The 13,817-nt window shown below is 47.3% G+C and carries 16 protein-coding genes; 5 read left to right on the top strand and 11 right to left on the bottom strand.

Annotation, left to right across the window (positions count from 1 at the left end; all coding sequences use genetic code 11):
- The first annotated feature begins 62 nt into the window (after nt 1-62).
- Complete coding sequence (gene pnuC / locus AMJAP_RS10885) at nt 63-722, top strand: nicotinamide riboside transporter PnuC (RefSeq protein WP_040403886.1); 660 nt, start codon at nt 63-65, stop codon at nt 720-722.
- Entirely contained in the window at nt 722-1,249 is a 528-nt protein-coding gene (locus tag AMJAP_RS10880; RefSeq protein WP_019620542.1) for an AAA family ATPase, read from the top strand. Before pnuC ends, AMJAP_RS10880 begins: the two co-directional genes overlap by 1 nt.
- Before the next feature lie 118 nt (nt 1,250-1,367).
- Here the strand turns inward: AMJAP_RS10880 and AMJAP_RS10875 are convergent, their stop codons facing one another.
- From AMJAP_RS10875 to AMJAP_RS10865, 3 genes are all read right to left on the bottom strand, one after another.
- Nucleotides 1,368-2,231 carry an aminotransferase class IV gene (locus AMJAP_RS10875; RefSeq protein ID WP_019620543.1) on the bottom strand — a complete coding sequence of 288 codons (864 nt, stop codon included), beginning with the start codon at nt 2,229-2,231 and terminating at the stop codon, nt 1,368-1,370.
- 386 nt (nt 2,232-2,617) lie between these two features.
- A complete protein-coding gene (locus AMJAP_RS10870) occupies nt 2,618-3,502 on the bottom strand; it encodes a LysR family transcriptional regulator (RefSeq protein WP_019620544.1) in 885 nt (294 codons plus the stop codon).
- A gap of 62 nt (nt 3,503-3,564) precedes the next feature.
- Entirely contained in the window at nt 3,565-4,026 is a 462-nt protein-coding gene (locus tag AMJAP_RS10865; protein WP_019620545.1) for an Lrp/AsnC family transcriptional regulator, read from the bottom strand.
- Between the two features lie 140 nt (nt 4,027-4,166).
- Between AMJAP_RS10865 and AMJAP_RS10860 the strand changes: the two genes are divergently transcribed.
- Nucleotides 4,167-5,213, top strand: coding sequence for a PLP-dependent cysteine synthase family protein (locus AMJAP_RS10860; protein ID WP_019620546.1), 1,047 nt, complete (start codon nt 4,167-4,169; stop codon nt 5,211-5,213).
- 98 nt (nt 5,214-5,311) lie between these two features.
- Here the strand turns inward: AMJAP_RS10860 and AMJAP_RS10855 are convergent, their stop codons facing one another.
- The 7 genes from AMJAP_RS10855 to AMJAP_RS10825 all read right to left on the bottom strand — a co-directional run bounded on the left by AMJAP_RS10855 (nt 5,312) and on the right by AMJAP_RS10825 (nt 11,297).
- Nucleotides 5,312-6,166 carry a DUF4392 domain-containing protein gene (locus AMJAP_RS10855; protein WP_019620547.1) on the bottom strand — a complete coding sequence of 285 codons (855 nt, stop codon included), beginning with the start codon at nt 6,164-6,166 and terminating at the stop codon, nt 5,312-5,314.
- 59 nt (nt 6,167-6,225) lie between these two features.
- Nucleotides 6,226-7,164 (bottom strand): 5-oxoprolinase subunit C family protein, encoded by a 939-nt coding sequence (locus tag AMJAP_RS10850; protein WP_019620548.1) that lies wholly within the window; start codon nt 7,162-7,164, stop codon nt 6,226-6,228.
- Entirely contained in the window at nt 7,161-7,874 is a 714-nt protein-coding gene (gene pxpB, locus AMJAP_RS10845; RefSeq protein WP_019620549.1) for a 5-oxoprolinase subunit PxpB, read from the bottom strand. The genes AMJAP_RS10850 and pxpB overlap by 4 nt, the downstream gene beginning before the upstream one ends.
- Complete coding sequence (locus AMJAP_RS10840; protein WP_019620550.1) at nt 7,871-8,605, bottom strand: 5-oxoprolinase subunit PxpA; 735 nt, start codon at nt 8,603-8,605, stop codon at nt 7,871-7,873. The genes pxpB and AMJAP_RS10840 overlap by 4 nt, the downstream gene beginning before the upstream one ends.
- A 13-nt stretch (nt 8,606-8,618) precedes the next feature.
- Complete coding sequence (locus AMJAP_RS10835) at nt 8,619-9,407, bottom strand: putative hydro-lyase (protein WP_019620551.1); 789 nt, start codon at nt 9,405-9,407, stop codon at nt 8,619-8,621.
- 289 nt (nt 9,408-9,696) lie between these two features.
- Complete coding sequence (locus tag AMJAP_RS10830) at nt 9,697-9,888, bottom strand: hypothetical protein (protein ID WP_019620552.1); 192 nt, start codon at nt 9,886-9,888, stop codon at nt 9,697-9,699.
- Nucleotides 9,889-10,091: 203 nt separating this feature from the next.
- The gene (locus tag AMJAP_RS10825) at nt 10,092-11,297 is read right to left on the bottom strand and encodes an EAL and HDOD domain-containing protein (protein WP_019620553.1); all 1,206 of its coding nucleotides are present in this window, start codon (nt 11,295-11,297) and stop codon (nt 10,092-10,094) included.
- A 259-nt stretch (nt 11,298-11,556) separates the two neighbouring features.
- Between AMJAP_RS10825 and AMJAP_RS10820 the strand changes: the two genes are divergently transcribed.
- Nucleotides 11,557-12,327, top strand: a complete 771-nt coding sequence (locus tag AMJAP_RS10820) for an SH3 domain-containing protein (protein ID WP_019620554.1) — start codon at nt 11,557-11,559, stop codon at nt 12,325-12,327.
- A 79-nt stretch (nt 12,328-12,406) separates the two neighbouring features.
- On the opposite strand, the gene hpf is transcribed toward AMJAP_RS10820, so the two are convergent.
- Nucleotides 12,407-12,754, bottom strand: a complete 348-nt coding sequence (gene hpf / locus AMJAP_RS10815; RefSeq protein WP_019620555.1) for a ribosome hibernation-promoting factor, HPF/YfiA family — start codon at nt 12,752-12,754, stop codon at nt 12,407-12,409.
- A 218-nt stretch (nt 12,755-12,972) separates the two neighbouring features.
- Between hpf and AMJAP_RS10810 the strand changes: the two genes are divergently transcribed.
- The gene (locus AMJAP_RS10810) at nt 12,973-13,815 is read left to right on the top strand and encodes a hypothetical protein (protein ID WP_019620556.1); all 843 of its coding nucleotides are present in this window, start codon (nt 12,973-12,975) and stop codon (nt 13,813-13,815) included.
- Nucleotides 13,816-13,817: the final 2 nt, after the last annotated feature.

Raw genomic sequence — 13,817 nt, 5'->3', positions numbered from 1 at the left:
CTTGATTCAGTCGGATTTAGTTTTTACATCTATTTTCTGAAGTAAAAAAAGCAAACACCCTTATGGACAATAACATCATGGCGACTATCGAGTGGTTGCAGCTGTTGGGTAGTACCCCTCTGGAAATTGTAGCCACCCTGAGTGCTATTCTGGGGGTGGTTCTGATAGCCAGGCAGAATATTATGGGCTGGCCGCTTGGTATCCTCTGGGCGTCAATCTCCGCATGGCTAGCGATCACCGAGTGGCAGTTAGTTTCAGATGGTATTCTTTACCTTACTTATATTCCGATTCAGTTGTATTGCTGGAAAGCGTGGGTTAACGGGAATGCGGCTCGTGAGGGTGCTCCTTTTGTTCCGGTATGGCTCTCCAGAGATAAGCAGCTAGCCCTGTTTTTTGTCACCGTTCTCTGTATCGCCGGATGGGGTTTTGGTATTACTGCATTGGCAGCGAAGGTTAGCTGGATTCCTGAGCCCTCTTTGTTGTGGCTCGATTCTGTCACTACCGTATTGAGCTTTTTTGCGCAGTTTCTTCAGGCGCGTAAGCGGATGGAAAACTGGGTCGGCTGGTGTATCGTCAATATACTGGGTATCTACATATACTGGGTTAAAGGCGCGCCAATATACTCGTTTCAATATGCCATTTTCCTGGGGCTGGGTATCTATGGCTGGATTCAATGGCACAGGTCTCTTAAAGCCCAGCCGTTGGTGAGTACTCATTCCTGATGAGGATTATTATTACGGGTGCGGAATCGTCCGGGAAAAGCACAATTGCGGAGCATCTGGGCAGGCAATTTCACCTGCCTTATGCACTGGAGTATGCGCGTTTTTATCTGGAGGAAAAGGGTCCGGAGTATGATCTGGAACTGCTAATTAGATTGAGCAGATTACATCTGAAGTATCAACGAGCAGAGGTTGATCCCGAAGTCCCAATCGGTATTTTTGATACCGATATGATCAATTATAAAATCTGGGCTGAAGAGGTTTTCGGGCATTGTCCTGGTCAGATTTTTGAGGCTGTTGAGCAAGAGTCATCCCACGTTTATTTGCTATGCAAGCCGGATCTTCCCTGGGAAGCTGACTTGCTGCGGGAGAGTCCGAACGATCGCGAGATACTCTATCAGCGCCATTTGAGTGAGGTTAAGCGGCTTAACCGACCCTACGTGATAGTGGCAGGTGACGGTTTTCAGCGGTTAGCAAATGCTGAAGCGGCTTTAGAGAGCCTGATGTCTCTGCATACAGGAAGGCTCTAAGTATATGTAGAGCTTGTTGCTGGTCTTTAACCAAAAAAAACGCACCGAGGTGCGTTTTTTTGTGAGTCAGTCAGCGACTAAAGGGTCTGGCTTTGTAGCCGGGCCTTAATAGCAGTACTTAGAAGTCGTACTTAGACGCAGTATAGATCTTGAATGCTTTTTCCCAGATCTCGCCAACTTCGCCATTACCGACCGGCTTTCCATCCAGTTGAGTCACCGGAGCAATCTCTTTAGAGGAGCTGGTAATCCATAGTTCGTCAGCGTTGCGCACTTCGTCCATGGTGATAGTACGCTCTTCCACTGTCAGAGAGCCATCTGCTTTCAGGCTGTCGATAATAATGCGACGGGTGATGCCCGGCAGAATCTGGTTATCCTGAATCGGGGTGATGATCACGCCATCTTTCACAATGAATGCGTTACAGGAACTGCCTTCTGTCAGTTCGCCTTTAGCGTTGTAGAGCAGAGCTTCATCGTGACCGGAAGAGTAGCCTTCCTGGAAGTGGATTACGTTACCCAACAGCGCTGTAGATTTAATGTGGCAACGCTGCCAGCGCAGGTCTTCAGTAGAGATCATGCTGTACTGGTGTACTTTTGTACGATCTGTCGGCTCAGGGTCTTTGATACCAAAAGTGAAACAGAAAATGGTAGGTTCAACACCTTCTGGATACGCATGGTAGCGCTTAACGTCAGTACCACGAGAGATGTGAACATAAACACCCAGGTTATCGCCTTGATCACTGTTTTTTGCAATAAGGTTGTCCAGTAGTGTTTTCCACTCATCAGCGGTGTGGCTGTTCTTGATCTCGATTTCAGCGAGACCGTTGATCATACGGGTGATATGAGGCATCAGGCCTACAGATTTACCGTTGTAATACGGAATAACTTCGTAGATACCATCGCCAAACAGAAAGCCGCGGTCCATTGGGGAGATGCGGGCTTCTTCTAGTGGCAGGTATTCGCCATTCAGGTATGCAATGCTCATATTAACCTTCCTTTAAACGTGTTGAGAGACCCTGCTTAAGTGTAAACCCAGGCTTTAATTTAGCCAGGTGGTGAAGTCTTAGCGCGTGGTCCGGAATTCTTTGACTCTGAGATGCTGGTTTTACTCGCTTGGAGGAAAGCAATCGACTCAGGCGGTCTGCAGTGAACTGAGCGGAGCTTGTGGCTGAGTGCTATAGGTTTACTGCGGTCTGGTTTATCCAATTGAGATTAGTTTCTTAGAAAAGAGGAATAGTTGCAATAGCCGCAAAAACTTAAGAAATATAGTCTGTTTTGTTGGCTGAAACAGGAATAAAAAGTGTCAAATGGGTGTTTTTGGTAATTAAACCTGTAATAAGTGTGAGTTAACTCAGTTGGGAGTTTAAATGCTTAAGCAGTAGCGACGATAATTTCCCGCCCGCTCTGAGCTAACAGTTGAGGGAGAATCCTGTCATCATCCAGTCGCCAGCACGCACAAAATGAAAGTTCCGGAGGTTTAGGGCCAGGGCTGAACTCGACTAACATCCCTCTGGACAGGTGTTCCTGAATAATGGGGGCGGGTAAAAGTGCCATTCCAGCCCCTTGAAGGGTCAGAGTTAGTAAGTTGGCGACAGAGCTGCAAGTGTGGAATATGGGCCTTTCATCAAGCGGACGAAAAAGCTGCTGCAGATAGTCCCATGGGCGGGTGTCACGGGGAAAGCTCAGAATAGGCGAGTGGCTGAGTGCTTCTAAGCTGGTGACGGGGTTATCTGCAAGTCGCTCTGGTGTAGCGACCCAGTGTTGGGGATAGCTGCATAAAGGCTCTATTACCAGTTCGGGCTGATCATAATTACCTGCGACCATCAGAGCCAGGTCCAGCTGATTCTCTTGTAATTGGCGTGTCAGTGTCGGTGTGACATCACTGATCAGCTCAAATGACATTAAAGGATGCAGCTGTTGCCAGTGTTTCAGTAGTGGAGAAAGATACAGGTTGGCTAAAGTGTCGGTAATGCCGATGCGTAGCGTACCTTTTTGTGGGCTTTTATCGCTTATTTGCTGTTTCATTTCCAGGCTAATCGCCAGCAATTTCTCAGCATAAGGCAGCAGTTGTACGCCGCGGGAGGAAAGGCGGGTTCCGCTTTTATCGCGGATAAACAGTTGAGTCCCCAGTTCCTCTTCAAGCGTATTAATCCGTGCTGAAATAGCGGGTTGAGTTGCATGCAGCTGTTGGGCTGCTGCGTGGAAACTACCCAGATTAGCTACTTTGACAAAAGTGTTCAGGTTTCTCAGGCGCATGGGGATAGTGCTCGTGTCATCATCACATCAACTATATAGAAGCCTGCGGGCGGTGCAAACTTTTAGATGTTGTTAAGTGGCAGGCAGGTTGAAAATTTAATCTCCTCCATGGCAAAGCTTGAGGTAACATCGGTTAAACCATCAATTTCAGTAATGAGCTTTTTATAGAAGCGATCAAAGGACTCGATATCTTTAGTGGCAACCCTCAGCAGGTAGTCCCACTCACCGGCCATTCGATAGCACTCCATCACCTCATCAAAGCCTTTTATACTTTCAGCAAAGCGTGCCAGCCACTGGTCTTCATGATTATGAGTTTTCAGGTGAACAAAAACAGAAACGCCTGCACCTACTTTTGCGTTGTCTAACAGCGCTACCCGGGCTTTGATGACACCAGTATCCTCAAGCTTTTTAATGCGCTTCCAACAAGGGGTTGTTGAGAGGCTAACCCGCTCGGCTATGTCGTTAACCGACAGGGTAGCATCTTGCTGTAATAGTGTGAGTATTTTCTTATCTACGCTATCCATAAAAATAATTTTCTTATTTTATTGTTAAGGAAGAAAATTATTCTATATATCGATGATTTTATCCAGAGAAAGACAAAAAAATTCTATCAATACCGTTTTATACTTTGTGTATTGAGTAATTGATTTAAGGAATTGACGATATGACGAGCTGGGTACAAGAGGCGGTAGCTTTGATTCAGGCGGATGCACAGCGATCAGCAGATACGCATCTGATTAAGTTAGATGTACCGGGCCTTACTGGAATCGACCTGTATTTGAAGGATGAGAGTAGCCACCCTACGGGCAGTCTCAAACACCGCTTAGCTCGCTCGCTTTTTCTTTATGCGCTATGTAATGGGCAGATTAGCAATGAGACAACAGTGATTGAGGCTTCGTCAGGCAGTACTGCTGTTTCAGAAGCTTACTTTGCTCGTATGATTGGTGTGCCATTTGTAGCGGTTATGCCACGTAAAACTGCTGTGGCTAAGATCAAACAGGTCGAATTTTATGGCGGCCGTTGTCACTATGTTGATTGCCCGACTCAAATGCATGATGCTGCGGTAATGCTAGCGCAGGAATGTAATGGCCATTTTATGGATCAGTTTCGTTATGCTGAACGGGCGACTGACTGGCGGGGCAATAGTAATATTGCTGAGAGTATCTTTCGGCAGATGAGTCAAGAGCCTCATCCCGTGCCTGCTGCTATCGTTATGAGTGCGGGAACGGGTGGGACAACGGCCACCTTAGGGCGTTATATTCGCTATAAGGGACTGAATAGTGAATTAGTCGCTGTGGATCCTGAAAATTCAGTGTTTTATGACGTTTGGCGCACCGGCAATCGTTGCATTGAAATAAACAAAGGTGGGCGAATTGAAGGAATAGGGCGCCCCCGGGCGGAAGAGTCGTTTCAACCTACAGTGATCGACCGGATGATCAAAGTGCCTGACGGTGCTTCAGTTGCTGCGATGCGCTGGCTGGAACAGCAAACAGGTCGCAGAGCAGGGGCATCAACCGGAACCAACCTTTGGGGGATGCTGACGCTTGCAGCGGAGATGCATCAGCAGGGCGAAAAGGGCTCTCTGGTCACGCTTATCTGTGATAGCGGTGAGCGCTATCTGGATAGCTATTATGATGCGCAATGGGTGGCACAAAATATTGGTGATATATCTCTTTATCAGGAACCTCTGAAAGTGATGACGGGGGGATAGATTTTTCAGGGGCATCGTTCAGGGGGAGACTGGTTCTTCGCTACAGTTTTCAGACATAAAAAAACCGCCATACGGCGGTTTCTTATGTGTATCATTGGTTAGTCGTTATAACCAATCAGTCCACGCAGTTCTTCTATAACACTGATTCCTTCATCAACCGGCAGACCATCTTCGGTGAGTTCGTTGATGCGGGTAACGCCATCAACACTACCAAGCTTGGACAGGTATTCAAGGATCGCTAATGGTGCGAACTCACCCAGCAGGTCGCGGCCGCTCCAGAGGCTGAAGAATGTGATCAAGCCATATGCTCCCCAGTTAGATACATCGGCGATCAGTAGTTCATCAACACAGGTTGCCGCCGCGTTGATATCCAGATCTTTAAGCGCCTCTGTAATGTTACCCATACCTATCTCGTTACCACCATCGCCGATGCCAATCGTTGGGCACTTAGCGTTGTTAACAAAGGTATCGAAACAAGCGGTGCGTTCACTGATGCTCTCGCCGCGCATATTGTAATAGCCGCCATCTGCTGCCTGTCCCGGGCGTTCGATAGATAACACTGCATCCGGGTTATAGTTGTACAGTGCCTTGAAAGCTTCAAGGGTACGTTCCTGATGTTCGCCAACGCGGATCTCATGTACCCGGTAGTTGTCCATCAGTGCCTGAGATACTGGCGGTCCACAAACGATAACCGGTGTGGCACCGAGTTTTTCCAATGCTTCGTAGAGCGCAATAGCGCCAACGGGGCCATCGGTTTCAAAGGTATCGACTACAGGAAAGCCGGTACCAATCAGTACATGGCCTTTACACTTATAAAGCGTGCGTGCTGCCCGCAGGTAGTAGCCAGTGGAAAGAGCAGGCTGAACGGTTTTCATGCCGCGCAGGTTGCGGGAAACCAGTAGGTCTTCTACCTGAAGGCTCAGGGTTGATTCGTTGATCTGATTCTTAGACATCGAGCGTTCTCTCTTTAAAATTCTGTTCGTGCAAATCTTGGTGTACGCAGGTCGTTTGCTTAATCGATGGCTTCCGGCTCGGTATTGTTGAACCGAACATGGGCCAGACAGTGAAGATTATGAGCATCGTCGATACTGATCTCTTCGAATGATATTCGAGAGCCGGGGAGCAACTGCGCCATTCGAGCCGTATCCATTGCGATCATAGAACCTATCTTCGGATAGCCGCCGATTGTCTGTCGGTCATTAAGCAATACGATTGGTTGACCATCCGCTGGAATTTGTATCGCTCCGTGGCAGATACCTTCCGATAAAATGCCATCAATCGACGGTTTAACTTCGGGGCCTTCCAATCGGTAACCCATGCGGTCGGCTCGATCAGTCACTTTGTATTCGCTACTGAAAAACAGGCGTTTTTGGTAATCACTGAAAGCCTGTTGCTGATAACCGGTAATCACCCTTAGGGATATATCGTCGAAGTAGTCAGGACGATGCTCTTCTGGCAGGCGAAAACCACCATGCTCTCCAGATGGCTTACAATAGAGAAAATCACCCTGTTGAAGTTTGTCACCGGTAAAACCGCCGATACCTTCGCGGGTAACTGTCGCGCTGCTGGAAAAACTGTGCTCTACCTGAAAGCCACCGCTGACGGCCAGGTAAGCACGTGCGCCTTGTGCCGAGAAGCTGACTTCGATTTTATCGCCTGCTTTGATCTTGTGAGCGTGCCAGCGATCTTGTTCAACTCCGTTGATCTTCAGAGGCATCTCGGCGCCGGCCAGCACGATTTGTGCGTCAGTCTCAGCTTGCATCACCAGACCGCCAAAACTAATCTCCAGCGTGGTGCTGTTCAATGGATTATCAACCAGACGGTTAGCCCATTTGAACGCCAGGCTGTCCACAGGTCCGCCGGTGGTCAGACCGATACGATGGTGGCCGAAACGTCCGGCATCCTGAATCAGAGTAAGCAGACCTGGCTGGATAACTCTAAAACCACTCATTTTATCTCTCCCAGTTCACCACCCAGAGCGAAAAACTCATCACGGCTGATTGGATTGAATTTGATGCGGTCACCTACCTGGACTGGCATGGTGGGCTCAGCTTCCGGGTCAAACATACGTGTAGGGCAGAGTCCGATCAGATTCCAGCCACCAGGAGAGACAGCCGGATAGACAGCTGTTTGGCGGTCAGCAATAGCAATAGCGCCCCGGGGAACCTTCATTCTCGGTGTAGAAAGGCGTGGAGCGGCAATTCGTTCATCGACTTCGCCAAGGTAAGCGAACCCGGGTGCAAAGCCGATGGCGTAGACCCGATATTCCATTTCGCTGTGCAATTTAATTACTTCATCAGCACTGAGTCCGGCCCGTTGAGCCAGCGCATCTAGATCGGGGCCCGATTCCCTGCTGTAATATGCAGGCAGGATAACCAGATTACCCTCTGTGTTAACGGCATCGCTCAATTGGTTAAGTACCTTGCGTATGGTGCTGCGTACTTCCAGGTGGTCAGTTGCCAACTGATCATAAATCACCAGCAATGACGCATAGGAAGGCACCATATCGATCAGCTTGCCATTTAACTCAGTCTCAAGAATGGTAACCGCTTGTTGGACCCGTGCCGACACGCTTGGGTCAGTCTTTTCACCAAAGTAGATGATCAGAGCATTTTCGCCTGCCACTTCGATTCGGATGCTGTTGTCTGCCATGCTAATCATTGGCGGATCAACTCTCTAATTTCCTCAATAGCATTAACGCCGTCCATATTGTCACCATGAACACAAAGGGTATCAGCGCGCAGGTTTAAGGTACGCCCGCTAACGGTAGTGACGGTACCTTGTTCTTTAAGCTGTTTAACCTGAGTTAGCATCTTCTCTTTGGTGTGAACGGCTCCTGGCTTGGTGCGGGCTAATAACTTGCCATCGTCGTCATAACAACGATCAGCAAAGATCTCAAACCAAAGTTCTATGCCGGCCGCTTTAGCTTCCTCAAGGTGTTGCTCAAATTGAGGCGTGCTCTGAAGCATAAGAACCAGTGGACGATGATACTCGGCGACAGCCTGCATGATGGTTTTGCGTATGGCAGCGTCAGCCATCATATCGTTGTACATAGCGCCGTGAGGCTTAACGTAGCTCAGGGTCATGCCCTGAGTTAATGCCATTCCATCGATAGCTGCGATCTGGTACTGCACCATCGCTTTTAACTCTGCAGTAGAGGCTTTGATGCTTCGACGGCCAAATCCGACTAGATCCGGATAGCCAGGGTGGGCACCGATGGTGACATTGTTTTCCTTCGCCAGGGCGAGTGTCTTCTGCAAGACCAGCGGATCACCCGCGTGAAAGCCACAGGCGATATTGGCCTGATCGATATGCGGCATGACGGCTTCATCCAGTCCCATTTTCCAGGAACCAAAGCTTTCACCCAGATCACAATTAAGACGTAATGACATAGAGAGTGCTCCTTTACAGCACAGCCAGTCGGCTGTTTGGCAGATCAGTTATCAGCATATGGCCCGGGCTGTGGGTAATACAGAATTCAGGTTTCGCTTGTTCAATTGCAACCTGTGGAGTTACTCCGCAGGCCCAGAAGACAGGAAGTTCTCCTTCTTTAATGGTGACGGCATCGCCAAAATCCGGCGTATTGATATCGTTGATTCCGATCTGAGACGGATCGCCTAAGTGAAGAGGCGCACCGTGTACTGACGGAAAACGTGTACAGATCTGTACAGCACGAATTGCATCAGCCGCTTTCATTGGACGCATACTGACAACGGTAGTACCGCTGAAACGTCCTGCGCTTTTACATTCAATGTTGGTGCGGTACATCGGTACGTTTACGCCTTCTGTGATATTTCGTACTTCGAGTCCGTCGGCGATGAGAGCTTCTTCAAAAGAGAATGAACAGCCTAAGACAAAGGTCACCAGGTCGTCGCGCCAGAAAGGTGTCAGATCAGCAACTTCCCGGGTCAGTATTCCGTGTTCGTAGATACGGTATTTTGGTACGTCACTACGGATATCTATCTCTTGCCCCAAATCTGGCAACATAAATTCGCCAGGCTGACTGGACATGCCAACGATAGGACAAGGCTTTGGGTTCTTTTGGCAGAACTGGAGAAAGTCGTTAGCCCACTCTTTTGGCATGATCGCAAGGTTTCCCTGTACAAACCCCTGTCCATACCCAGACGTATTGCCTGTGAATTCGCCGCTACGAATATGCTGGCGGATTTCAAAAGGAGTCATCTCTTTGTTCATCAGTTTTACCTTTATTCTGCGGGTCGCAATGCGACGCTATTATGTGACTTTGCTTACTCGTATGAAATGGTACGAAAAAGCAGTGGCCTGATAATGGGTGCCTCTCAGGCTAAACGATCGATACAACAGAGTAAAAGCATAGACTCTGTTGGAGTATATAGAGCGCGGTGTTGAGCTTAAGCAACGAGGGAGCTACAGAAGTAGTGGGGGGAGGCTGGACAGGATCACTGCCCAGCCGGTTAACTGAACATCCAGGGATGTTTAGAAGTCAGTTAAAATTTGTTGGCGCTTACTGTTCAGCCATCCACTCTGTTACCTGTTTTTTGCTACGCCCGAAAAATACTACGCGAGCTGTAGAGCTCAAACCTCCGTTGAAGCCGATGCTGCGACGGTATACCCACCAGCTGTTTTCTGCCTGCTCAACTATTTCATCTACGTGACGTAGTTGTTGAAATTTGTTCAGTGAAATCAGTGTAGTCATGAGTGGGTCATACTCTCTTTAAAATATTAGATCTGTGAATATGTGGTCATTGTCCCGCTACTGTTGAAACCTGTCTAATGAATAATCACTTACATAGCTGATAAAAAAAATTTATCAGCTGCCTGTTTGTGATCGAAGGCGGTGTAAATATCGATGGGATAGTCGGGTTATATTTGGGAATTAAGCCAGAGTTGATCTCAATGTCAGATCATTTTTTCAGAAATTTCAGTGACCCATTGCAGGCTATTGATATAAGACTCACTGAGTGCCTGCTCAGTCTGCAGAGCAGATAAGTGGTTCCAGCGCCCTTGAATCAAATTGTCCACGTTAGTTAGCAACTGGCCATAATTTCCTTCGCCCATGAGAATGGCAAGCTCTATCTCTTCAGTGAGGAATACTTGCTCGAGAATATCTTCAATAGGGATATCCAGCAGGGCATCGAGACCGGATACAACACCCATCATAAAAGCGGTTGAGCCGGACATTCCATCGCTTTCCTCAGCCAGAATTTCGCACATGCGGGCTCGTACAAGGGTATGACGGGTTAGCTCTTCCGGTTTTCCGTTTTGATCTGAAAAAGCGATCAGGGCGCACCAGCGTTTTACTTCTGAAATCCCCAGTAATACGATCGCTTCTTCAAGGCTATCGATTTTTCTGATCAGATTGTAGAAAGATGAATTTACTATTCGAAGAATTCTAAATGTCAGTTGAGGATCTTTTTTAACGATGCGCTCAATACTGGCAGGCGTTACGTTAGGGTCTGCCAGGGCCGACATAAGCTCGACCATGACTATTTCATTAGAATTAAGCTGTTTACCCTGAACCAGTTGAGGGCGACAAAGAAAGTAGCCCTGGAATAATTTAAATCCCAGGGCATGACAGCGTTCAAACTCAGCCTGAGTTTCAATCTTTTCGGCTAATAATGTGACACCAAACGGTTTTAATATTTTGACATGTCTGACTAACTCTTCGTCGGTCATTTCGAGTATATCTAATTTGACGATATGCGCCATGCGGATAATGGGGTCGTATTCCGGGCTGTAGATGAAATCGTCCAGCGCGACTTTGTAACCTTCATCGACAAAACGCTGAACGCCCGAGATCAGCTCATCATCTACTTCCATGCCTTCGAGAATTTCCAGCACTATGTGTTGACGGGAAAGTTCTGGTATTTGGTCAGATTTTACCATCTCTTTGGTCAGGTTAATGAACGCAGGGAGTTTGGTGAGTTTTCCGGATTGATAGATACTGGTGTAATTGTTGAGTAGAACCTGACTGGTAGCGCTGTTGCCATCCTCAATCAGATTATTTTGCAGGCTATCTTTTGAGCGGTATAACAATTCATAGGCAACAACATTGAGGTGCTGGTCATAAATTGGCTGGCGTGCCATCAGTATATCCTGCGCCATATACCACTCCAGTTAGTGAGCTTAAGCATTTAAGAAAGTAAGTTCCAGATAAGCTCTTTCTATATATATCTACAGAGGTAAAACGATTATAGCGATATATTAACAAGATAGTTCTATAACTTTCCTCAGATTGTGTAGTAATTAAACAAATGAGTATGAGTCTGGTAAGCTGTAAACGGCTTAGTAGTTCGGCTTGCCAGCGTCTGCATAATTGCTATGATGGGCTACTCAATTGATACTTTACACAGGATTTTCTTTCGTGAAGACAGCCATTGTCAAACCTGCACTGCTGGTTTTTTTATGCCTTTTCTCTAGCCTTAGTCAGGCATTTGAATATTTCATGGTTAACCGAGCTGCTGAGGTTTTTACAGATCCGGGTGGTAAGGAAGTCATGAGCCAGCTGGCAAAAGGGAACGTTTTGCTGGAAATAGATAAACAGGGCGAATGGTCAAAGGTTTTCTTTCTGACGGCTAAAAAACAGCCGCTCAAGGGTTGGGTGTTGAGCAAAAACCTTACCGCGCAACAGCAGGGAGCCACTCGGTCTGTTTCTGAGGGTAGTGGGGAATACTATACTGTCACTGTTGCAGCACTTCGGTTACGACGAGGGCCTGGTAGCGAGCACCCTGTTGTAGGTGGTTTGAAGCGTAACCAAATGGTTAAACAGCTGCACCGCGACGGTGAATGGATCAAAGTCAGGTATCGTAATGAGTCAGGAAAAACTGCTCAGGCCTGGACAGCGGCCAGGTTTTTACAACCGGCTAAAGCGGCATCAAAGGCAAATACGACGGTTTCTTCTTCTAGGGCAGCAACACCAAACGCTGATGCTACTATTTCATTCTCTCGGGTGAAGGGCACCCAGGTTAACTTTCGCTCTGGGCCTGGATCTAACTACCGGGTGGTGGGGCAGCTGAGTCACCCGCAAGAAGTTGAAGTGATAGCAAGCCAGAAGGAGTGGAAGAAAATTCGTACCGATTTAGAGGGTAAACAAGTGACCGGCTGGATTGTTGAGCGGTTACTAGAGGCACGGTAAAGATTTGCTGTTTGTTAACCGGATAATAGAAATAAAAAAGGCTGAACAAAGTTCAGCCTTTTTTGTGCAAAATGGAAGACTATTCCTCTTCGGAGATCTCTTCTTCAGGTTCAGCCATCACCGGGATGCCGGAGCCTTTTTTGTTGGTTTGAATATCGCGGATTTTCGCTAGCTGTTTATCAATTTTATGGGCTAGAGAATCCAGCGCGGCAAAAAGGTTTTCTTCGCTGGCTTTGGCGAACAGGTCTTTACCAGTCGCATGAATAGTGGCTTCAACAATCTCCTCTTTTCCATTGCTTTTTTCAACAGTGACCTGGGCGCTGGTGATGACGTTGTAGCGCTTTTGACTCTCCTCTAACCAGCTTTCAATTTTGTCTCTCAGAGCGGGAGATACTTTGTCATTTCGGTTAGTAATATTGATATTCATGATGTAGCCCTTAATGCAAACTATGCTTGATGTCACACTTACAGAATGCCCTTTTCAGATTTTATTGCAAGCGCTTGTGGAATTTAAAAATAACCATTTTGAGTTTTGTTGAGTTTGGTCCGGATCACAGTTTTATCCTCTGCGAAAATTGTTTTGACCGGTCGTGAAAAGTGTCACAATATCCGCTGCAGTGGTGACCATATAACGGAATAGAGTCAATGGCTAAAGAGCTACAAAAAATATCAACCTCCGCTCTGGCAAAAAAGTTAGGTAAAACCAGCCGGCAGATGTTTGCTGAGCTGGAAGCGCTTGGCTGGATTAAGCGGGAAGAAGATCAGTGGTTGTTAACCTCCAAAGGTGAATTTGAACAGGGAAGTTACCGGGATAGTGAGCGTTATGGACGCTATATTATCTGGCCAGAGGTGGTTATCACGCATCGCGCGTTGGTAAGTCCTGAAGATCTCATCACCAGTGCCAAAGGGCTGGGGTTAATGCTTGGATTGGACGCTCGTCTTATCAATAAACTGTTGGCAGAGCTGGGATGGATAAAGCCCTGGTTAAAAGGCTGGCAGGTGACTTCAGCAGGTAAGGTGCAGGGAGGGATCCAGAAAGAGGACCTCAAGACAGCGATCCCTTATGTTGTCTGGCCTAAGCTTTTGACTCAAAACATGCTCTTAAAACGGAGTGTTAAACAGTTTGAGCCGCATCTTGCTGCAGTTGAAACCCGCATGGGGTGCAGCTCAATGGATGGACATCTGTTGCGTTCAGAAGCAGAGGTGATGATTGATAATTGGCTGTATCTTGCGGGTATTCCCCACGCTTGTCATAAAAGATTACCTATTCATGAGGAGGTCACCGCAGATTTTTATCTACCTCAGATAAACCTGTACATTGAGTTTTGGGGCAGTGAGAACGATCCCTCTTATCTTAAAGGTAAGATGCGTAAGAAAACGCTCTATCAGGAAAATAATCTTGACGTAGTCGAGTTAGAAGAGGGAGATCTTAAGAGTCTTGATGAGCTTTTATCCCGAAAACTTCGTCGATTCGGTCTGGAGGGTTAAAG

The organism is Amphritea japonica ATCC BAA-1530 (assembly GCF_016592435.1).
GTDB lineage: Bacteria > Pseudomonadota > Gammaproteobacteria > Pseudomonadales > Balneatricaceae > Amphritea > Amphritea japonica.
This window is presented reverse-complemented; position numbering and strand designations above follow the sequence as displayed.

Coding starts and splice junctions, on each gene's coding strand:
- AMJAP_RS10870 (WP_019620544.1), bottom strand. CDS start 3,502: ATGCGCCTGAGAAACCTGAACACTTTTGTCAAAGTAGCTAATCTGGGT.
- AMJAP_RS10880 (WP_019620542.1), top strand. CDS start 722: ATGAGGATTATTATTACGGGTGCGGAATCGTCCGGGAAAAGCACAATT.
- pnuC (WP_040403886.1), top strand. CDS start 63: ATGGACAATAACATCATGGCGACTATCGAGTGGTTGCAGCTGTTGGGT.
- AMJAP_RS10830 (WP_019620552.1), bottom strand. CDS start 9,888: ATGACTACACTGATTTCACTGAACAAATTTCAACAACTACGTCACGTA.
- AMJAP_RS10825 (WP_019620553.1), bottom strand. CDS start 11,297: ATGGCGCAGGATATACTGATGGCACGCCAGCCAATTTATGACCAGCAC.
- AMJAP_RS10835 (WP_019620551.1), bottom strand. CDS start 9,407: ATGAACAAAGAGATGACTCCTTTTGAAATCCGCCAGCATATTCGTAGC.
- AMJAP_RS10865 (WP_019620545.1), bottom strand. CDS start 4,026: ATGGATAGCGTAGATAAGAAAATACTCACACTATTACAGCAAGATGCT.
- pxpB (WP_019620549.1), bottom strand. CDS start 7,874: ATGATTAGCATGGCAGACAACAGCATCCGAATCGAAGTGGCAGGCGAA.
- AMJAP_RS10875 (WP_019620543.1), bottom strand. CDS start 2,231: ATGAGCATTGCATACCTGAATGGCGAATACCTGCCACTAGAAGAAGCC.
- AMJAP_RS10860 (WP_019620546.1), top strand. CDS start 4,167: ATGACGAGCTGGGTACAAGAGGCGGTAGCTTTGATTCAGGCGGATGCA.
- AMJAP_RS10855 (WP_019620547.1), bottom strand. CDS start 6,166: ATGTCTAAGAATCAGATCAACGAATCAACCCTGAGCCTTCAGGTAGAA.
- AMJAP_RS10850 (WP_019620548.1), bottom strand. CDS start 7,164: ATGAGTGGTTTTAGAGTTATCCAGCCAGGTCTGCTTACTCTGATTCAG.
- hpf (WP_019620555.1), bottom strand. CDS start 12,754: ATGAATATCAATATTACTAACCGAAATGACAAAGTATCTCCCGCTCTG.
- AMJAP_RS10810 (WP_019620556.1), top strand. CDS start 12,973: ATGGCTAAAGAGCTACAAAAAATATCAACCTCCGCTCTGGCAAAAAAG.
- AMJAP_RS10840 (WP_019620550.1), bottom strand. CDS start 8,605: ATGTCATTACGTCTTAATTGTGATCTGGGTGAAAGCTTTGGTTCCTGG.